This window comes from Pseudomonas sp. P39-UII1 (assembly GCF_039672635.1).
Lineage (GTDB): Bacteria > Pseudomonadota > Gammaproteobacteria > Pseudomonadales > Pseudomonadaceae > Aquipseudomonas.
Genome location: NZ_JBDFPP010000002.1, coordinates 173682 through 191770, shown reverse-complemented (window position 1 = coordinate 191770; position 18089 = coordinate 173682). Strand labels below are relative to the sequence as shown.

At 62.5% G+C, this 18089-nt stretch carries 17 protein-coding genes and 2 pseudogenes; 10 read left to right on the top strand and 9 right to left on the bottom strand.

All coding sequences use genetic code 11. The annotated features are described in order from the left end of the window. Positions 1–49: 49 nt before the first annotated feature. The 5 genes and pseudogenes from ABEH27_RS03600 to ABEH27_RS03580 form a co-directional block, all read right to left on the bottom strand. Positions 50–994, bottom strand: a complete 945-nt coding sequence (locus ABEH27_RS03600; RefSeq protein ID WP_346612239.1) for a FecR domain-containing protein — start codon at positions 992–994, stop codon at positions 50–52. Next, positions 994–1503, bottom strand: coding sequence for a sigma-70 family RNA polymerase sigma factor (locus tag ABEH27_RS03595; RefSeq protein ID WP_346612238.1), 510 nt, complete (start codon positions 1501–1503; stop codon positions 994–996). Before ABEH27_RS03595 ends, ABEH27_RS03600 begins: the two co-directional genes overlap by 1 nt. A gap of 113 nt (positions 1504–1616) precedes the next feature. Continuing rightward, positions 1617–1967, bottom strand: a pseudogene (locus ABEH27_RS03590) (DUF6508 domain-containing protein); the annotation flags it as partial. 66 nt (positions 1968–2033) lie between these two features. Then, positions 2034–2414, bottom strand: a pseudogene (locus ABEH27_RS03585) (NUDIX domain-containing protein); the annotation flags it as partial. A gap of 91 nt (positions 2415–2505) precedes the next feature. Beyond that, positions 2506–3126 (bottom strand): helix-turn-helix domain-containing protein, encoded by a 621-nt coding sequence (locus tag ABEH27_RS03580; RefSeq protein ID WP_346612237.1) that lies wholly within the window; start codon positions 3124–3126, stop codon positions 2506–2508. A gap of 133 nt (positions 3127–3259) precedes the next feature. Here ABEH27_RS03580 and ABEH27_RS03575 point away from each other — a divergent pair, with 133 nt between their 5' ends. Together ABEH27_RS03575 and ABEH27_RS03570 are read left to right on the top strand one after the other, a co-directional pair. Further along, on the top strand, positions 3260–4942 hold the full coding sequence (locus ABEH27_RS03575) for an amidohydrolase (RefSeq protein ID WP_346612236.1): 1683 nt from the start codon (positions 3260–3262) through the stop codon (positions 4940–4942). A 53-nt stretch (positions 4943–4995) separates the two neighbouring features. Continuing rightward, a complete protein-coding gene (locus ABEH27_RS03570; RefSeq protein WP_346612235.1) occupies positions 4996–6156 on the top strand; it encodes an MFS transporter in 1161 nt (386 codons plus the stop codon). 130 nt (positions 6157–6286) lie between these two features. On the opposite strand, the gene ABEH27_RS03565 is transcribed toward ABEH27_RS03570, so the two are convergent. Further along, positions 6287–7453: an MFS transporter gene (locus ABEH27_RS03565; RefSeq protein ID WP_346612234.1), complete on the bottom strand. Its 1167-nt coding sequence runs from the start codon at positions 7451–7453 to the stop codon at positions 6287–6289. Positions 7454–7548: 95 nt separating this feature from the next. On the opposite strand from ABEH27_RS03565, the gene ABEH27_RS03560 reads away from it, so the two are divergent. From ABEH27_RS03560 to ABEH27_RS03550, 3 genes are all read left to right on the top strand, one after another. Next, a complete protein-coding gene (locus ABEH27_RS03560) occupies positions 7549–8460 on the top strand; it encodes a LysR family transcriptional regulator (protein ID WP_346612233.1) in 912 nt (303 codons plus the stop codon). A 133-nt stretch (positions 8461–8593) separates the two neighbouring features. Beyond that, positions 8594–9280, top strand: a complete 687-nt coding sequence (locus tag ABEH27_RS03555; protein ID WP_346612232.1) for a type 1 glutamine amidotransferase domain-containing protein — start codon at positions 8594–8596, stop codon at positions 9278–9280. Positions 9281–9290: 10 nt separating this feature from the next. Further along, positions 9291–10037, top strand: coding sequence for an SDR family NAD(P)-dependent oxidoreductase (locus tag ABEH27_RS03550; protein WP_346612231.1), 747 nt, complete (start codon positions 9291–9293; stop codon positions 10035–10037). Between the two features lie 8 nt (positions 10038–10045). Here the strand turns inward: ABEH27_RS03550 and ABEH27_RS03545 are convergent, their stop codons facing one another. Further along, entirely contained in the window at positions 10046–10945 is a 900-nt protein-coding gene (locus ABEH27_RS03545; RefSeq protein ID WP_346612230.1) for a LysR substrate-binding domain-containing protein, read from the bottom strand. Positions 10946–11067: 122 nt separating this feature from the next. On the opposite strand from ABEH27_RS03545, the gene ABEH27_RS03540 reads away from it, so the two are divergent. Continuing rightward, the gene (locus tag ABEH27_RS03540) at positions 11068–12402 is read left to right on the top strand and encodes a serine hydrolase (protein ID WP_346612229.1); all 1335 of its coding nucleotides are present in this window, start codon (positions 11068–11070) and stop codon (positions 12400–12402) included. Positions 12403–12652: 250 nt separating this feature from the next. Here ABEH27_RS03540 and adhP read toward each other — a convergent pair whose 3' ends face one another. Then, the gene (gene adhP, locus ABEH27_RS03535; RefSeq protein ID WP_346612228.1) at positions 12653–13663 is read right to left on the bottom strand and encodes an alcohol dehydrogenase AdhP; all 1011 of its coding nucleotides are present in this window, start codon (positions 13661–13663) and stop codon (positions 12653–12655) included. Positions 13664–13823: 160 nt separating this feature from the next. On the opposite strand from adhP, the gene ABEH27_RS03530 reads away from it, so the two are divergent. After that, positions 13824–14114 carry a YceK/YidQ family lipoprotein gene (locus ABEH27_RS03530; RefSeq protein ID WP_346612227.1) on the top strand — a complete coding sequence of 97 codons (291 nt, stop codon included), beginning with the start codon at positions 13824–13826 and terminating at the stop codon, positions 14112–14114. 62 nt (positions 14115–14176) lie between these two features. Here ABEH27_RS03530 and ABEH27_RS03525 read toward each other — a convergent pair whose 3' ends face one another. Continuing rightward, entirely contained in the window at positions 14177–14434 is a 258-nt protein-coding gene (locus tag ABEH27_RS03525) for a hypothetical protein (RefSeq protein WP_346612226.1), read from the bottom strand. A gap of 119 nt (positions 14435–14553) precedes the next feature. Between ABEH27_RS03525 and ABEH27_RS03520 the strand changes: the two genes are divergently transcribed. The 3 genes from ABEH27_RS03520 to ABEH27_RS03510 all read left to right on the top strand — a co-directional run bounded on the left by ABEH27_RS03520 (position 14554) and on the right by ABEH27_RS03510 (position 18060). Continuing rightward, positions 14554–15426, top strand: a complete 873-nt coding sequence (locus tag ABEH27_RS03520; protein WP_346612225.1) for a WYL domain-containing protein — start codon at positions 14554–14556, stop codon at positions 15424–15426. 439 nt (positions 15427–15865) lie between these two features. Next, a complete protein-coding gene (locus ABEH27_RS03515; protein ID WP_346612224.1) occupies positions 15866–16885 on the top strand; it encodes a WYL domain-containing protein in 1020 nt (339 codons plus the stop codon). Continuing rightward, positions 16873–18060 carry a hypothetical protein gene (locus ABEH27_RS03510; RefSeq protein ID WP_346612223.1) on the top strand — a complete coding sequence of 396 codons (1188 nt, stop codon included), beginning with the start codon at positions 16873–16875 and terminating at the stop codon, positions 18058–18060. Before ABEH27_RS03515 ends, ABEH27_RS03510 begins: the two co-directional genes overlap by 13 nt. Positions 18061–18089 lie beyond the last annotated feature (29 nt).

Genomic DNA, 18089 nt, shown 5'->3' with positions numbered 1-18089 from the left:
TATTGTTTCCTACTGCTGATGACCGGCGAGTAGGAAAAAGGGGACAGCCTCACGCGCGATTTTCTCGCGCCGCTAGCGTAACCCAGTAACGGGTACGTGCATGCACCTCCAGTGGCAGGCTGGCAGCCAGCAATGCCAGCACGCGGTCGGTGTCGTCGAGGCGGAAGGTGCCGGTAACGCGCAGGGTTTCCAGCGCCGGCTGCCAACGCAGCACACCGGCGCGGTACCTGCGCAATTCGCGCAGCAGGTCGCCCAATGGCCGGTCGTCCAGCCTTAGCACACCGTCACGCCAGCCCAGCAGCAGATCATCCAGCACCGTTACAGTGCCAACGCCTGTGGCTTGCAGGCTGGCCTGCTGCCCTGCCTGCAACGCCAAGGCTACCCCGCGCAGCGGTTGCAAGCTGGCCGTGCCGTGGATCACCGCAACCTGGCAGGCCTGATCGAACAGGCGAATACAGGCCTCGCCAGCGCTGACGGCAACGCGGCCAAAGGGCACCTGCACCATCATGCTGACGCCGGTGGGAACCGTGATAGCAACCTCGCCGCGTACCAGCGTCAGCCTTCGTGCAGCCAGATCGATGTTGACTGCACTGTCGGTGTTCAACTGCAAGGCGGTGCCATCGTTCAACAGCAATCGCCTGCGCTCACCCACAGCAGTGTGCACGTCGGCAGCCCACGCCTCCAACGGCACCTGCCGGCCAAGCAACCAGGCGGCCGGGACCACTGCGGCCACCCCAAGCGCCTGCTTGAGCAGGGCACGGCGCCCGGCATCCGGGCGGTCCAGCGTCGCCATTGCCAGTTCGCCCGGCAGCTGAGCGAAGCGCTGGCGCAGCAACTGGGCCTTTTGCCAGGCGCTTTCGTTAAGGCTGCTGCTGGCGCGCCATTGCGCCAGGCGCTGGAGGTCGCCCTCAGTGGCATCGCCCGACTCCAGCAGCGCCAGCCAGCGCGCTGCGGCACGCACCACTTCGCGGGCCTCTACGCAAGGTGCAGCCATTACAGCTGCGCCAGCAGGCAGTGCTCGTAGGCCTGCGCCATGTAGCGTTTTACGGTGCGTTCGCAAATGTCTAGGCGCTCGGCAATTTCGCGGTAGGTCAGGCCTTCCAGCTGGCTCCAGAGGAACGCCTTGCGTACCGGGGCCTGGAGGCCATCGAGCAATTCGTCGAGTGCTTGCAGGGTTTCCAGCAGTATCCAGCGCTGCTCCGGCGACGGCAGGCTGTGTTCGGGGAGTTGCGCCAAGGCGTCCAGGTAGGCCTGCTCCAGGCTCCGACGCTTGTGGAAGTTGCTCAGCAGGCGCTTGCCTACCGTCAGCAAGTAGGCGCGCGGTTCGCGGATTTCTGCCAGCGGCTGGGCGCTGGCCAGCACTTTGAGGAAGGTGTCCTGGCTCAGGTCGGCCGCATCCCAGGCATTGCCCATGCGCCGGCGCAGCCAGGCTTCCAGCCAGCCACGGTGATCACGGTACAGGGCGGGCAGGCTGTGCTCCGGGGGCGTCGCGGCGTCGCTCATGGGAATACCCTGCAATGGCGTAAATGCTAGTGATTCTATTTTACGCAGGCACTCAAATCCAAGAGGTTTGTGCCTGGATACCGTCGGGCACTGGCCGCCGCCGAGACGCGGATTTAGGGACGTTCGCTCAGGCGCTTCAGTCGATTCAGTATGTGCAACACGTGGCCCTGCTCGATCATTGCCCCCCAGTGCCCATCGCAAAAGCGCTCGCCCCTCACGCAGTAGGTCAGCATGCGCTGGATCTCGGCCAGGCTGGCCTGCTCGATGGCAGAGGGGTTGCTCAGCAGGCCTTCAGTGCCACCGCGCCGATAATCGGATTGGGTCCAGCATGCCTTGCCCGCTTCGCGATAAAAGTCGTCAACCACAGCCGCATAGGTCGGCCAAGTGTTGCTGCCCTCTACGGTGTAGGTCTTGATAGGTATTTCGCCTGGGTACAGAAGAGGCAGGAAATCCAGCAGCGCGTCGACATCGGCCGGCTGCGGCATCAACAACGTGTAGCCGTACATGGGCAGGATCCGGTCCAAATGGGCCAATGCGCGCTGATACACCGGGTGGCAATCTGCATAAGGCAACTCATCGAAAAACGCCCAGAAAAACGAGAACACATGGCCATGATCATCGAGCGTCTGATGCGACCACTGCTCAGGTAAAGCCTCGTCGGTTTCACACAATTGCAACGACCACACCTGCCCTTGATAACCCGCCTCCCAGTTACCCAGATCCCGCTTGATCACAGCGGTGCTGATGCCTGACTCCTCGCGCAGCTCCCGCAGCGCGGCCGCACTCGGTGCTTCGCCCGGTTGCAGGCTGCCTTTGACCAGTTGCACCCCCGCCTGGGGATGGCGAAACAGAAGGATTCTGGGGGGTGTAGTGCTTGAAAGAACCACTGCACAGGCCTTGTCGGGCTGCATGACGATGTCCTTATCGACGAAGGGAGGGCGACAAGTCTACACCTGCTCCGGAGTGGCTTCAGGCCGTAGGGTCAGTGCCATGAAGGTGCTCTCAACCACGCATGCCGGCCAGCAGCATGGCCATGAACCTGCGCACCTGCGCGCGGTGCGAGGGCATGTCCAGCGTCTGGCAGTTGCACAGGCGCAGCAGCTGCAGATGCCCGTAGTCGTTGATCAGGAACGCCGCATAGCCCACATCCAGGTCCGCCCGCAGCTTGCCGCTGTCGCACAAGTCTTGCAGCAAATGCTTAAGCTCATCGACCAGCGCGTCGTTGACCCGCTTGTACGCTGCAGGCAGATCGCGCTGCTCACCGCCCAGCAGCGGCAACAAGGGCGGCAGCATCTCGCGCCACAGCGGTGCAGGTAGCACCGCGAACGCATAGTCGGTGAGGTGCTCCTCGTAACAGCACAAGGCATCCAGCGCATCCTCGAACTCGGGCAAGCGGCGGCGGGCCTGGGTGACGGCGCGGTGGTCGGCTTCGCGCAGCTTTTCCAGGAGGATCTCCTGCTTGCTGCCGAAGTAGGCAAACACCGTGGGCACCGACACCGCGGCCAGGCGGGCGATCTGTTCCATGGTGGTGGTCTGGTAGCCCTGCGCCTCGAACAGGCCAAGCGCAGTACGGCTGATGGTTTCCCGGCGCTGGGCCTTTTGCTGTTCGCGTAATCCGCTCACGTCACTACCTTTGTCGAACCGAACCGGTCGGGATGGCCAGCATACAACATCGCCATATTCGTAAAAATATTTTATTGACTAAAACTTTTTATCGACGCAAAACTAGCGCGGCATTTTGACCCAGGGAGCCGCCATGCGCACCGCTGCAGACCTCATCATCCATAACGCCCGCATCTATACCGTCGACCCGCACCGGCCCTGGGCCAACGCCGTGGCGGTGCACGGTGAACGCATCGTCTGCGTGGGCGACCACGCCAGTGTCATGGCCCACGCCGGCCCCGCCACACGGCTGGTAGATGCCGACGGCAAGCTGGTGCTGCCGGGCTTCGTCGAGTCGCACTGGCACTTCTCGAGCACCGCCTTCGCTTTCCAGGCGCTGGTCAACCATGAAGACCCGCGCGAAGTGCTGGCCCTGCTCAAGCGTTATGTCGAGGCCAACCCGACCGAGAAGGCCATCACCGGCATGGGCTGGATCCAGCCGCTGATGCCCGCCGAATGGCTGCGCCGCGAAGTGCTGGACGAAATCTGCCCGGACAAGCCGGTGTGCCTGTTGTCCACCGATTACCACACCATGTGGGTCAACACCTTCGCCCTGAAAGCCGCCGGCATCGACCGCGACACCCCGCCAGTTGAAGAAGGCGCCAGCTGGTTCGAGAAAGACCAGGTGACGGGCGAGCCCACCGGCATCATCATCGATTGCGCTGCCTATTCGTTGCTGATGCAGCGCCTGAGCGAAGCCGGTTACCTGCCCACAGGCATCGACCTGTACCTGCGCTCCATCCCGTTCTGGCAAGAAAAGCTGGTGGCGGCTGGCATCACCACCGTGTTCGATGCAGGCTTTCTCGACCCCGCCGGCGACCAAGCCCTGCTCTACGAAACCCTGCAGCAACTGGAGCGCGAGCAGCGCCTGAAACTGCGTGTGGTGGGCAGCTACATCAACACGGGCACCGAGGATGACCCGGTTGCCTGCCTGCAGGACCTGCGCGCCCGCTATGCCTCGCCGCTGGTCAAGGCACAGACCCTCAAGCTGATGCTCGATGGCACCGAACTGAACCACACCGCCTACCTGCTGGAACCCTATTGCGACAAACCGCACAGCTGCGGCTCGACGACCATGCCGCAAGCCGTGTTCGAAAACCATGTGCGCAACGCCGACGCCAACGGCATCGACGTGATGGTGCACGCGGTGGGTGATGCCGCCGTGCGCATGGCCCTGGACGTGTTCGAGCGCACCTTTGCCTGCAACCCGCCGCGCGACCGCCGCCACGTCATCACTCACGCCTTCCTCACTCACCCCGACGACATCCCGCGCTTTCGCCGCATCGGTGTCATGGCCAACACCCAGCTGCAATGGGGCGTGGTCGATGCCTATGCCGAGGCCATTCAGCAATCGTACGGTTTCAAGCGCTGGGCCTCGATGTACAAGTTCCGCAGTTTCATCGACCAGGGCGTGACCGTGTCCATCGGCATGGACGGGCTGGTGTGCCAGTGCCGCTGCCAGCACAAACCCGTGGAGCATATCGAGTCGGGCCACACCCGCCAGCTCAGCGGCGAGCCCGGTGCGCCGGTGATGCCCGATGCCGACGAACGCCTGAGCATTCCGCAGCTGATTGCCGCCTATACCCTCAACGGTGCCTATCAACTGGGCCTGGAAAAGGAGATCGGCTCGATCACCGAGGGCAAGCGGGCGGACATCATCATCCTCGAGCAGGACTTGTTCGAGCTGGACCGCTACCAGATCGGCAAGACCGAGGTGGCGCTGACGCTGATGAACGGCCGCATTACCCACGACGCAGGCACCCTTCCCCACGCCTGACCTGACCGCCGCGGCCTGCGGGCCGCACACCTTGCTGCACCCGGGACCCTCCAATGCACAACAATAAAAACACCCTGCTTCTGCGTGCCGCCCTGATTTACATCGCCGCCACGGCGCTGATCATCATTGGCGTGCAACCGATCTTCATCGGCCTGGTGAGCGAGCGGCTGAACCTGAACCTAAGCCAGCAAGGCTGGATTCTTTCCGTCGAAATGGCCGGCACCTTGCTGGGCAGCTTGCTGCTGCCTGTGGTGGGGCGGCGGTGCCCTGGCCGCGGCCTGTACCTTGCCGCCGCACTGGTGGCTGGCGCACTGAACTTGCTGAGCGGCGCGCTGGATTCGCTGACGGCGCTGATCGTCTGCCGCCTGGCCTGCGGCATGGCCGCTGGGCTGTTGTACGCAGGGGCGATCAGTGGGCTGGGGCGCATGCCCGGGCAGGATCGCTCGTACGGGCTGTCGCTGCTGATCCAGACGGCAGTGTTCGCGCTGTACGCCACGTGCATGCCGCAGTTGGCAGCGCTGATTGGCAACCGCGGGGCGATCGCCTCCATTGGCTTTTGGTTCGTGCTGATTGCCGCGGCTGCGCTGGTGATCCCCTCCCGGCTGCATCACCAGGCGCCGCAGCAGCTGGCACAGTGCGGTGGCGGCTCGGCACTGCTCGGGCGCTATGCGTTGCTGGGGATGCTATGCCTGCAGCTGGCCATCTATTGCATCTGGGGGTTTGTCGACCAACTGGCGCGTGAGCGTGGGATCGGGCCGGTGGATGTGGGCTGGGCCTTCGGCTTGGGAATACTCGGTGGCCTGCCTGGCGGCGCGCTGCCGAGCCTGCTGGGGGCACGGGTAAGGCGGGGGCCGATGATCGGTTTCGGCTCGCTGCTGGTGCTGCTGTCGATCGTGCTGCTGGCACGCTATTCCCATGAAGCAGAGCAGCTGTGCGGGGCGTTGTTCCTGATGAACTTTGGCTGGGTGCTGGCGCTGACGTATTACATGGGGGCGATAGCCACCAACGACCCGAAGGGCACGCTGACACCCTGGGTGAGTATTCTGCAGATGGGCGCGGCAGCATTGGCGCCTGCGTTCGTGGCAGTGCAGCAGCAGAGCGCGGGGCGCGAGACGATATTCGTCAGTGCGGGGGTAGCGGTTGTGCTGGGGTTTGCGCTCAAGTGTGCGGCGGGCTACTTGGCACCGAGGCACAAACACGGTTCTGCAACCTAGACGGGACCTCTGTGGGAGCCGGCTTGCCGGCGATCACCGGCAAGGCCGGTGCCATGCACCGCGGTGCCTGCATCGCCGGCAAGCCGGCTCCCACAATGTCCTCTGCTACCTCTGTAAGGTTTGTGAAGACCTATGACAGCTGGTTCGCCAGCGTTTGCGGCCGTGCACGCCAGGCCACCGTCATCAGCAGCCCCAGCCCCGCCATCGTCGCCCCTGCGACGGCAATCGCCGGATAACCCAACCCCGCATTGATCACCGCACCACCCAATGCAGCCCCGATGGCATTGCCCAGGTTGAACGCACCGATGTTCACCGCCGACGCCAGGTTAGGCGCGTCCTTGGCGGCTTCCATCACACGCATCTGCAGCGGCGGCACCAGGGCGAAGCTGGCCGCGCCCCAGACCAGGATCGCCACGGCAGTCGGCAGCGGCCAGCCCAGCACCAGCGGGAACACCAGCAACACTGCAATCAGCACCGCCAGCGAGACGATCAAGGTGCGGTCGACCGAACGGTCCGCTGCCTTGCCACCCCACACGTTGCCCAAGGTCAGGCCGACACCGAACAGCACCAGCATGGCCGTGATGAAGGTGGTCGAGGCGCCGGCCTCGCTGTGCAGGATAGGCGCGATATAGGTGAACACCGTGAACATCGCACTGGAGCCCACCACCGTCAGCGCCAGCGCCGACAGCACAGGCCCGCGGGCCAGCACGCGGATTTCGGCCAGCGCGCCATCGCTGGCAGGCAGTTTCAGGTTGGGCAAGGCAAACCACAGCGCCACCATCGTCACCAGGCCAAGGCCGGCAATGCCCCAGAACGCGGTACGCCAGCCCATCAGCTCGCCGAACCAGGTCGCCATCGGCACGCCGCCAATGGTGGCCAGTGTCAGCCCCATGAACATTGCCGCCACGGCCCCGGCGCGTTTTTCCGGCGCCACCAGGCTGGCCGCGACGATAGAGCCGACGCCAAAGAACGCGCCATGGTTGAGCGATGTGACCACGCGGGCGATCAGCAGGCTCTGGTAATCGGTGGCCAGCGCCGACATCAGGTTGCCCAAGGTGAAAATCGCCATCAGCCCGATCAGCAGATACCGCCGCGGGATCTTGCCGGTGGCCAAAGTCATCAGCGGAGCGCCGATCAGCACGCCAATGGCGTAGGCGCTGACGAGCAGCCCCGCAGCGGGGATCGATACGCCGAGGTCGGCGGCGATACTGGGCAACATGCCCATGGGTGCGAACTCGGTGACGCCGATGCCGAAGGCACCGACGGAGAGTGCGACGAGAGGTGGATTGATACGCATGGCAAAGCTCCTAATCTGTGCGTGGAATGCTACGATTCGAGCTTTCAAAGCACTAGACCGCTTTTCTGGCAACCACCTTTGCGCAAGAGGCACAAATGGACTACAACGGCCGCTCCGGCGAGATGGAGGTATTTGCCAAGGTGGTGGACGAAGGCAGCCTGTCGGCAGCCGCGCGTGTACTCGGCCTGACACCGTCGGCCGTCAGCCGCATCATCGCCCGCACCGAGCAACGCCTGGGCACGCGCCTGCTGTTGCGCACCACCCGGGCGATCACCCTGACCGCCGAGGGCGACGCCTACCTGCACGGGGCACGGCGCATCCTGGCCGACCTGGTCGAAGTCGAAGAAGCCATCACCGACCAAGGCGTGCCCCGGGGCCGGCTGAGGGTCAGCGCCGCGCTTGGCCACGGCAGGCAGACCGTGGTGCCGCTAGTGGCCGCGTTCAGCGCCCTGTACCCGCAAGTGCTGGTCGACCTGACGCTGAGTGACGAGGTCACCGACATTCTCGGCGGCCAGGCCGATGTCGCCTTGCGCTTCGGCCATCTGCCGGACAGCTCGCTGAGTGCTCGCTTCATTGGCGACACCGGCGAAGTCATCGTCGCCTCGCCCGCGTACCTCGAACGCTGCGGTGCCCCCCAGCAACCTGAAGACCTGGCCCGGCACAACTGCCTGCGTTTCAACTTCCGCCGTGCGGTGTCCGAATGGCCGTTCGTTCGCGAGGGGCAGGCGTTTTCGCTAAAGGTGGCCGGCAACATCGAGTGCAGCAGCGGCGAGGCGCTGGCGCAAATGGCCAAGGTGGGGGCCGGCATTGCGCGGATCGGTACCTTCACCGTGGCCGACGAGCTGCGAAGCGGCGAACTGGTGCCGCTGCTGGAGGCTTACAACCCCGGCGACCGGGAGCCGATCCACGCCGTGTTCGTCGGCGGCCCAGCAATGCCGGCACGCGTGCGGGTGTTCGTGGACTTCATGGTTGCCAATCACCAGGGGTGGCCGCTGGTGCTGGCATGACACATGGCCACGCGGCAGCGTTGATAGTCCACCTGAAATACCCCGCGCAGGGAACGTCTGCCCTGCTGCGGCCTCCCACAGTAATGCAGGGCGAACGGCGCGCTGCCCATTCACGCTTGGAGGACTGGCTCTGATGAAAAAGATCCTGATGGTGCTGACATCCCACGATCAGTTGGGTGATACCGGCAAAAAAACCGGCTTCTGGCTGGAAGAGTTCGCCGCTCCCTACTATGTGTTCATCGACGCCAACGCCGACGTCACCCTGGCCTCGCCAAAGGGCGGCCAGCCACCCCTGGACCCAAAGAGCGACGAGGACGACGCGCAGACCGACGCCACCCGGCGTTTTCGCACCGACACCGAAGGGCAAATGGCGCTGGCCGACACAGTGCCGCTGAGCGAAATCGACCCTTACAACTTCGACGCCGTGTTCTACCCCGGTGGCCATGGGCCGCTGTGGGACCTGGCCGAGGACAAGGATTCCAAAACGCTGCTGGAAGCCTTTTACGCCTCCAACAAGCCGATTGCCGCCGTCTGCCATGCACCGGGCGTGTTCAAGCACGTCAACGCACCGGACGGCCACCCCGTGGTCAAGGGTAAGCAGGTGACCGGGTTCGCCAACAGCGAGGAAGACGCCGTCGGGCTTACCCAGGTGGTGCCGTTTCTGGTCGAAGACATGCTCAAGAGCAAAGGCGGCGAGTATTCCAAGGCTGCAGACTGGGCAAGCTACGTGGTGGAGGACGGCCACTTGATCACCGGGCAGAACCCTGCCTCCTCGGAGGGTGTGGCCAAGGCGCTGCTCAAGCGGCTCGAGCGCGAGTAGGCACAGCGCCATGGCGCTGAATGTACTCATCTGTGGTGCCAGCCAGGGCATCGGCTTGGCGCTCTGTACGCAGCTGCTTGCCCGTGCCGACGTGGGGCAGGTGTGGGCGGTATCGCGCCAGGCCAGCGGCGAGGCGTCGCTGGCAGCCCTCGCCTCGACCCATGGCGAGCGCCTGATTCGGCTGGATTGCGACGCCCGCAGCGAACCGTCGCTCGCCGCGCTTGCGCAGGAAGTTGGCCGACACTGTACCCACCTTGATTGGGTGATCTGCACCTTGGGGATTCTGCAGCAGGGCGGCGCCAAAGCGGAAAAGGCCCTGGCGCAACTTGATCTGGCAAGCCTGCAGGCCAGCTTCGCCACCAACGCCTTCGCGCCGGTCCTGTTGCTCAAACACCTGCTGCCATTGTTGCGCAAGCAACCTTGCACCTTCGCCGCCCTTTCAGCGCGCGTGGGTTCGATCGGTGACAATCGCCTGGGCGGCTGGTACAGCTACCGCGCCAGCAAAGCGGCGCTGAACCAGTTGCTGCACACCGCGAGCATCGAGCTCAAACGCCTCAACCCAGCGTCCACGGTGCTGTTACTTCACCCCGGCACCACCGATACCGGCCTGTCGCAGCCGTTTCAGGCGAACGTGCCCGCTGAACAACTGTTCGAGCCTGCCTTTGCCGCGCAGTGCATCCTTGAACAGATTGCCCGCCATGGGCCGGCGGACAGTGGCAGCTTCTGGGCGTGGGATGGCCAGCCAATCACCTGGTGACAATTGCCTCATACCACAGCTGCGGGGTAAGCCTCGCGCAGGCTCGCCCTCAGCCATTCGATGAACCACAACGCATCCTCACCCAGCATTGGCGAAGGTGCGAGCACCTGGTAACTCTCCAGCGGTACGCCCTGCTCCACACAGCGCACCAGGCTCCCCGCCGCCAATTCGCGCCCGACCAGCACGTCGGTGGCCAAGGCAATCCCGTGCCCGCTTTGCGCCAGGTTCAGCACGATGTCATTGCTCATGTGCGAAGTATCGGCCTTGGCCCTCACCCGAATGCCCTGGGCGGCAAACCAGCTGCTCCACCAGTTGCCGTCGTCGACATGGATGAGCTTGCAGCGGGGCAAGTCGCGAACGGACAGTTGCGCGGGCAACTGCGCCCGGTAGTTTGGGGAACACACGGCAAACACTTGCGGGCGGATCAACACCTCGCGCACGCCGGCCAACTCCCCAGGCAGGCCATAGGCAATCCCAAGGTCGGCCTGGCGGGCATCGACGCTGGTGAAAGTGGCGTTGGGTTCAATGGCAATCTTCAGTTCCGGGCGCAGTGCACGCAGCGCTTCTATCCGTGGCGTCAGCCAGCGCGACGCGAACGCCGGCACACACATGATGCGCAACCAGCGCTCGGCACTGCGCCGCCCGCAGCGCATGCCGGCGTCTGCCAGCAGCTGCAGCGACTCGGCCACCGCCTGGTAATAGTGCGCACCGTCCTGGGTCAGGCTGACGCCACGCGGCGAACGGTCGAGCAGGCGCACGCCCAGCCAGTCTTCGAGGATTTTCACATGCCGACCAATCGCTGGCTGGGTGACGTGCAACGCGCGGGCCGCCGCCACGTAACTGCCCAAACGCGCAGCCGCTTCGAAGGCGCGCACCGCATTCAGCGGTGGCAGCCGGTCAATCGTCATGGTTGAACGTCCTTGGGCTGTCAGTTTTTTTAATAGTGGCTGAAAATTTATTGTGCTTTTCCGCGTGCCGCAAGTTCTCGACACTCGCAAGGCGTACTTCCACGCCCAACGAGGAGCCGCCCATGCTGGCGATACCAACAATAAAACGATCCTTCACCGTGTTGTCCGTGCTGGCCGCCATGACCGGCGCGGTGCATGCCGACGACGCCAAGGGGCCGTGCGGCGTGCCCGGGCTGCAGGCGTGCCCGCAACCCTTCGACAAGGTGCTGCCCGCCGCCAAGGACATGCTCACCTGGGACCAGGCCACCCGCGTGGTCGGTTTTCGCAACACCTACCGCCTGTACGGCGGTGACGTCTTCGCCACCCACGGCGCCAAGCCCTACCCGCTGCCCGAAGCCGACCACAAGCTCGCCGACGTGCGCTACACCCTGGATGGCAAGCCCCAAGGCCTGGCCGACTACCTGCATAACCAAAGCGTGACCGGCCTGCTGGTGCTCAAGGATGGCAAGGTGGCCTATGAGCATTATGCGCAAGGCAATACCGCGCAGACGTTGTGGACCTCACGCTCGGTGGCCAAGTCGGTGGTCAGCGTGCTGGTGGGCGTGGCCATCAAGGAAGGCAAGATCAAGTCGGTGGACGACAAGATTACCCAGTACGTCCCCGAACTCAAAGGCAGTGCCTGGGCAGACGTGACCCTGCACCAGCTCATGCAACACACCTCCGGGGTGGTCTGGGACGAGAACTACGCGTCGAAGGATTCCGACTTCTCGCACATGACCCAGTGCGAAGCAAAGCCCGACCCGTACCAGTGCGTACTCAACCTGGTGCGCTCGGTGAAGCGCAAGCCGGGGGTCAAGCCTGGCGAGGTCTGGTCGTACAACACGGGTGGCGCCTGGCTGGTGGGCCGCGTGCTGGAAAACGCCACCGGCCAGACCATCGCCCAGTACCTGGAGAAGCAAGTCTGGAGCCGCTATGCCATGCAACAGGACGGCGTGTGGCACGCGCTAGTGCCCGGCAAGGTCGACATGGGCGGCCACGGTTTCAACGCTACCCTGCGCGACTGGGGCCGGTTCGGCCAGTTCGTGCTGAGCGGCGGCCAGTTGCCGGGCGGTGAGAAGCTGTTGCCGGATGACTGGATTGCGCGCTCTACCCACTGGACCCAGGCCAAAGGCTCGGTGACCGCCGCAGCGCCGAACGGGCAATACGGCTACCAGTGGTGGTACAACGCGCCCGCGCCGGATGCCAAGGCCGAGCCGAAGAAAACGGCGCACAGCGACCAGACGTTCTGGGCGTTGGGGATCTTCGGCCAGACCATTGCCATCAACCCCGCCGAGCATCTGGTGGTGGTGCAGTGGTCGACCTGGAAGAATGCCGAAACGCCGAGCTCGCTGTATGACGAGCAGGCGGTGTTCGTGAATGCCGTGGCGCAGGCGCTGGACCGCGGGCAGGCGCAGTAGGCTGGGCTTTCGCTTTGTGGGCGCCAGCTTGCCGGCGAAGGAGGTGCCTCATTGGATGGCACCGGCTCCACCGGTGATCGCCGGCAAGCCGGCTCCCACACTATCTGCGCGGGCTCAGTGCTGATTTTGTGGGAGCGGGCTTGCCCCGCGAACCAGGGCGAAGCCCTGGCCATACACCACCAGTGCCTGGCCGGGCCCCTTCGCGGGGCAAGCCCGCTCCCACACGAGTGTTGAGGGGGGTGCCGCTACCTCAATCCGCGAAGTTGATCACCATGCGGCCCTTGATCTTCCCTTCAAGCATTTCCTCGAAGATGTCGTTGATGTCTTCGATCGGCCGCAGTGTCACTTTCGGCACCACCTTGCCTTGCGCCGCAAACTCGAAGGCCTCCGCCAGATCCTGCCGGGTACCGACCAGCGAGCCGACCACCTCGATGCCGTCGAGTACCAGGCGTGGAATGTCCAGGCTCATGGCCTCTGGCGGCAAGCCGACAGCCACCAACCGGCCACCGGCACGCAGCGCATCGACCGCCGAGTTGAAGGCGCTTTTCGACACCGCCGTTACCACGGCAGCATGTGCGCCACCGGTTTTAGCCTGGATCACTTTGGCCACATCTTCAGTGCGCGCATTGACCACCAGGTCGGCGCCCATTTCATTGGCGAACGCCAGCTGCTCATCATTGACATCAATCGCGATGACCCGCGCGTTGAACACATTTTTCGCATACTGCAGCGCCAGGTTGCCCAGGCCGCCGAGGCCATAGATGGCAATCCACTGCCCAGGCCGGATGTTCGACGACTTCACCGCCTTGTAGGTGGTCACACCCGCGCAGGTGATGCTGCTGGCCGCCGCCGAGTCGAGCCCGTCCGGCACTTTTACCGCGTAGTCGGCCACCACGATGCAGGCCTCGGCCATGCCGCCGTCGACGGTGTACCCGGAGTTCTTCACCTCGCGGCACAGCGTTTCGTTACCGCTGTTGCAATATTCGCAATGCCCGCAGCCCTGGAAAAACCACGCCACACTGGCCCGGTCCCCCGGCTTGAGCGAGGTGACGCCCGGCCCCACTTCCACGACCACGCCAATGCCCTCGTGGCCGAGGATCACGCCGGTCTTGTCACCGAAATCGCCGTTCTTGACGTGCAGGTCGGTGTGGCACACGCCACAGCACTGCATCTTCAACAGCGCTTCGCCGTGCGCGAGCGGGCGCAGGGTCTTTTCCACCACGTCGACGCGCTGCCCTTTGGCAACAACTGCAGCTTTCATGGAGGCCTCCTTGTTGACCTGATTGAGCGTGGGTTGAAGGCTTCAGCATAGTGGTGGATTGGTGGACGGGGTTGATTCAGATCAGCGACCGGTAAGGTACACTGCCGGCCGTCAAGGACGCCGACAGGATGACCAAAACGATGAAACGGAAGTTCGACCTATGATGCGATGGATTGCCAGAGGCTTAGTGCTGGCGTTGGCACTGATGCTGAGCGGCTGCTGGAGCCTGTTGACCCACCTTGATGGCGAGCGCTGTGTGTATCCGGGCACGCGTTTTGGCTGGAATTTCGCCATCCGCAACGAAGGCGCCTGGATAGGCCTGGTAGACGTGCCCTTCTCGTTGGCACTGGATACAGTGCTGCTGCCTTATGATCTCTCGGCATTTTTCCCCGATGGGATGGGTGGAGGTGACCGCGAATGCAATCTGGATGGCAAAATCAACGTGATGTAGGCAACGACTGAACCTGCGCACGTTGCCGACCCCGACTGCGCGGTGGAATAAAACGCCTGTGTCTACTTGCCTTCAGGCAGCAGCTCTTGCAGCACACTCACCTTGCGCTGGAGCTGGCTCACGTGCGCCTTCTCCGCACGCAGCGCCGAGCGAAGCTCCCTGTTTTCGGACTCTTGAATGCGCGCCCAACGCAGGGCCGAGCGGCAATTGACGATGGTTGTCCACACTTCCTGCAGCTTGAGGTACTGGACCAAAAGCAGCACTGCAATCACCACCATCATCAAAAGCGCCGCTGCCGAGATCATATCCGTCGTAGTCATGTTCAATCCTTTTAGCCAGGTCAGTTTGTTGCGAAGACAGCCAAAGGATATGTAGTGATTTTTTACACGTATAGATTGTAGACTTGTACAGGTAAACAAATCACGCACATGGACGGGCCATGAAACGCACCCAGCAAATCAACCAGGTCCGCTGGGACCTGGCACTTCGCTATCGTTTGATCGAAACCGTCGCCTGGTGGGAAGGCCGCCTGACCACGGGGCACCTGATGCAGAGCTTCGGCATCAGCCGCCAGCAAGCCTCCAAGGACATCAACACCTACATCAGCGAGCATGCGCCTAAAAACCTTACATATGACAAGCAGCTGAAAGGTTATGTACCCGGCAAGCACTTCACGCCACTGTTCATCGATGACAGCGCCAATGCCTATTTGCAGCTGCTGAACCAGACGCACTCGCGGGCACCGCATGTCGAAGGTTTGGCGCTGGCCTATGCCCATACCAAGGTGCTGGAGGTGCCGGACCGGACCATCCGCCCCGCCGTGCTACGCCCGCTGCTCAAGGCATGCCGCAACGGTGAAGTGATATCCATCGAGTATGTGTCGCTGGCCAACCCAGTGCCGGAAACACGCCTGATCTCGCCGCACACGCTGGTCTACACCGGCATGCGCTGGCATGTGCGGGCTTACTGCGAGAAGAACCGTAAATACCGGGACTTCGTGTTGAGCCGGTTCAGGGGCGAGCCCGAGTTCGAGCGCATGAGCGAGAACCTGATCGATGCCGACGACGACTGGAATACGCGGGTGGATGTGGTCATCGAACCGGATTCGCGGCTCAAGCCTGCGCAGAAGGCAATCATTGAGATCGACTTTGGCATGGAAGGTGGAGAGCTGGTGATCCCGACACGATGTGCGTTGGTCGGGTATGTGCTGCAACGGTATCAGATCGACCCGAACAAGCTGGAGCCCAAGGCGTCCGCGCAGCAGATTGTGGTGAAGAACCTGGAAGCGCTGAAACCTTGGCTTTATGAGTAAGGGTTGCACCGCTACCAAAGAATGACTTAAGCGAGCATCAACCCAGCAGCTCCCTCTCCCTCCCCGCCATGAGGCCCGTAAGGGCCTCACTGCTCTGCAGCCCCCTGCTGCGCTTTGACAGCCGTATTGGCAGCGGTAATTGCGACCCACTGCAAGCGACACAGATTGACGCCCTCATGGCCAAAACTGCTCGCACAGCCCAAGAGAAGCACCTGATGAAAAACCTGTTTGCCGTAATCGGCTTCGCCGTTGTGCTCAAAAAAGGATATGAGTGGTACCGGGAGTACAGCGAACTTAAGCGCGAGAAACAGCAGCGGCAGTGAGCTGGCGCCATTAAACCGCCATCAATCACTAGCATAACGCCACCATTCAACGGTACGATTCGCACCGCCAGACGTCGTACCGGGTAACCCGGTAATCAAAAACAAGGTCGTTTTTCATGTCACAAGCGAAGGACACGCTGCTAAGACTGTTCGCCCTGCTTCGGCTTATTCCGACAGAGCCACAGCGCATCGCTACAACAACGCTGCTGGAAAAACTGCGCGATCGCGGTTTCTCAGTGACGCTTCGCTCAATTCAACGTGACTTGAATCGGCTCTCCATCCCCTTCTCTTTAGTGTGTGACAGCAGCGAGACACCCTTCCGCTGGAGTTTTACTCGCAATGCCCCCTTGCAACTGCAAGACATGGACGCCCCCACGGCATTAGCGCTTTACCTGTCGGAAAACCATCTCAATGCCTTGCTGCCTCAAACTGTTCTGGACCAACTAGGGCCACAATTCCGCCGTGCCCGTAATTATCTGCATGGGGTGGGCGGCAACGGGTTGGCCGATTGGGCTCGGCGCGTACGCGCACTTCCCAACGGCAAAACCTTGCTTCCGGCCTCTTTATCGCCTCAAGTCTGGGCAGACGTTTCCCGTGCGCTACTTGAGCGTCGACAACTTCAGGTGAGCTATCGAAGCCGCAGCAAAGAGGCCATCAAGCAGTTCCGCCTGCACCCTGCAGGGCTGGTTTCGCGCCATGCAATCAGCTACTTGATCGCGACAGTGGGTAACTACAGCGACCTGCGCCAGTTTGCGCTGCATCGCATTCAGCACATTGAAGTGATGGACGAGCCTGCCGAGTTGCACAGTGCCTTTGATGTCGACGAATACATCGCCAGCGGCGTGTTCAACTTGCGCCAAGCCAATGCGCAGGTGGAACTGGTCGCCGATGTCGATCCCCAGATTGCCACCCTGCTGCGCGAGACACCACTGAGCCATGACCAAGTCTTGAGCGACCTTCCCTCCCAAGACTGGAAAAGATTGCACGCCAAGGTGCCGTTAGACCGCGAGACGCTGTGGTGGATCTTCGGGCTCAACGACAACATCCGTGTGCACGCCCCGCAAGTCTGGGTCGATGAGATCCGTCAGCGCTTGCGTTCAATGCATGCGTTCTACCTTGAACCTTGTCCGGCCTGACCCATTACCCCTTTACCGTTATTAAGCTGCACTCAGTCATCGATAGTTATCGAACCTACCAAAAGGACATTGCCATGCCGCTTCCTCTCATCCTCGGTGCCGCCGCCCTGGTTACCGCAGCCTACGGTGCCAAAAAAGGCTACGACGGGTATCAACGTCATTCGGAAGCCGACGATATTGTCAAAGCTGCCCAAGATCGCTACGAGGCGAAGAAGGACGTCTTTGAGGAACAGGAAACCAAGACCACGTCCGCACTCGATAATCTGGGTAAAAAAGAACTCGAAATCGGTCAGAGCTTTGCCGAGTTCAAGGTCCTTGCCGACAAACTGCTGCAGCAGATGAATACCGGCCGCCAGCACAAACTGGAAGTCAATATTCCAAAGCACAACCTGCAGAAGGTTGATAACTACAGCTTCACTGCGGTGGGTGTACTGGGTACCGTGGCCAGTGCTGGCACCGCAGGCGCTGCGGCTGGCTTCGCCGTCTACGGCGGCGTGATGGCCTTGGGCGCAGCGTCGACCGGCACTGCGATCTCGTCGCTGGCAGGCGTCGCTGCCACCAACGCTACCCTTGCAGCCATTGGCGGTGGTTCGTTGGCCACGGGCGGCCTGGGCATGGCGGGCGGCACCGCCATCCTCGGCGCTGCGGTGGCTGCACCGGTCCTGGCCATTGCTGGCTGGGCGTACAACAGCCATGGCGAGGAAGCACTGAAGAATGCCCACAAGGCTGACCAGGAAGTAACGGCTGCCATCGGCAAACTCACCCAAGCCACTGAGTTGCTCGGTGAAACCGAACACTATGTACGCAAGATCCGCCGCTCGTTGATGTCCATTTATGCCCAGTTCAACCAGTACTTCGACAACCTCAAAGATATCGACGCCTTCCTTCAAGACCTCAAAGGTCGCAACGTCGACGCTCAAGCAGAGCTGGCTAAATTCAACGACTCGATCGTAAGCACCATCGAAAACGGCTACGCCCTGGCCAGCATCCTGGTGAACGTCATCACCACCCCGATCTTCAAGCTCAAGAAGGTCAACGGAGAGGTCGCCAAAAACAAAGAAGGCGTACCGACCATGGAACTGGACAGCGACGGCTCGATGATTCTCAACGAGAGCGAACTCGACAAAGTGATGGTCAATGCCGGCGCAGAAGCTTCGAAAGTCGAAGCGGCTTGATGCTTCAAGGGGAAGGGCCACCTTCCCCT

Bases quoted from the DNA above. Each gene is read 5' to 3' on its own strand.
- ABEH27_RS03575 (WP_346612236.1), top strand. From the start codon at position 3,260: ATGCGCACCGCTGCAGACCTCATCATCCATAACGCCCGCATCTATACC.
- ABEH27_RS03525 (WP_346612226.1), bottom strand. From the start codon at position 14,434: ATGACTACGACGGATATGATCTCGGCAGCGGCGCTTTTGATGATGGTG.
- ABEH27_RS03545 (WP_346612230.1), bottom strand. From the start codon at position 10,945: ATGACGATTGACCGGCTGCCACCGCTGAATGCGGTGCGCGCCTTCGAA.
- ABEH27_RS03565 (WP_346612234.1), bottom strand. From the start codon at position 7,453: ATGCGTATCAATCCACCTCTCGTCGCACTCTCCGTCGGTGCCTTCGGC.
- ABEH27_RS03540 (WP_346612229.1), top strand. From the start codon at position 11,068: ATGCTGGCGATACCAACAATAAAACGATCCTTCACCGTGTTGTCCGTG.
- ABEH27_RS03595 (WP_346612238.1), bottom strand. From the start codon at position 1,503: ATGAGCGACGCCGCGACGCCCCCGGAGCACAGCCTGCCCGCCCTGTAC.
- ABEH27_RS03520 (WP_346612225.1), top strand. From the start codon at position 14,554: ATGAAACGCACCCAGCAAATCAACCAGGTCCGCTGGGACCTGGCACTT.
- ABEH27_RS03570 (WP_346612235.1), top strand. From the start codon at position 4,996: ATGCACAACAATAAAAACACCCTGCTTCTGCGTGCCGCCCTGATTTAC.
- ABEH27_RS03560 (WP_346612233.1), top strand. From the start codon at position 7,549: ATGGACTACAACGGCCGCTCCGGCGAGATGGAGGTATTTGCCAAGGTG.
- adhP (WP_346612228.1), bottom strand. From the start codon at position 13,663: ATGAAAGCTGCAGTTGTTGCCAAAGGGCAGCGCGTCGACGTGGTGGAA.
- ABEH27_RS03550 (WP_346612231.1), top strand. From the start codon at position 9,291: ATGGCGCTGAATGTACTCATCTGTGGTGCCAGCCAGGGCATCGGCTTG.
- ABEH27_RS03600 (WP_346612239.1), bottom strand. From the start codon at position 994: ATGGCTGCACCTTGCGTAGAGGCCCGCGAAGTGGTGCGTGCCGCAGCG.
- ABEH27_RS03515 (WP_346612224.1), top strand. From the start codon at position 15,866: ATGTCACAAGCGAAGGACACGCTGCTAAGACTGTTCGCCCTGCTTCGG.
- ABEH27_RS03555 (WP_346612232.1), top strand. From the start codon at position 8,594: ATGAAAAAGATCCTGATGGTGCTGACATCCCACGATCAGTTGGGTGAT.
- ABEH27_RS03530 (WP_346612227.1), top strand. From the start codon at position 13,824: ATGATGCGATGGATTGCCAGAGGCTTAGTGCTGGCGTTGGCACTGATG.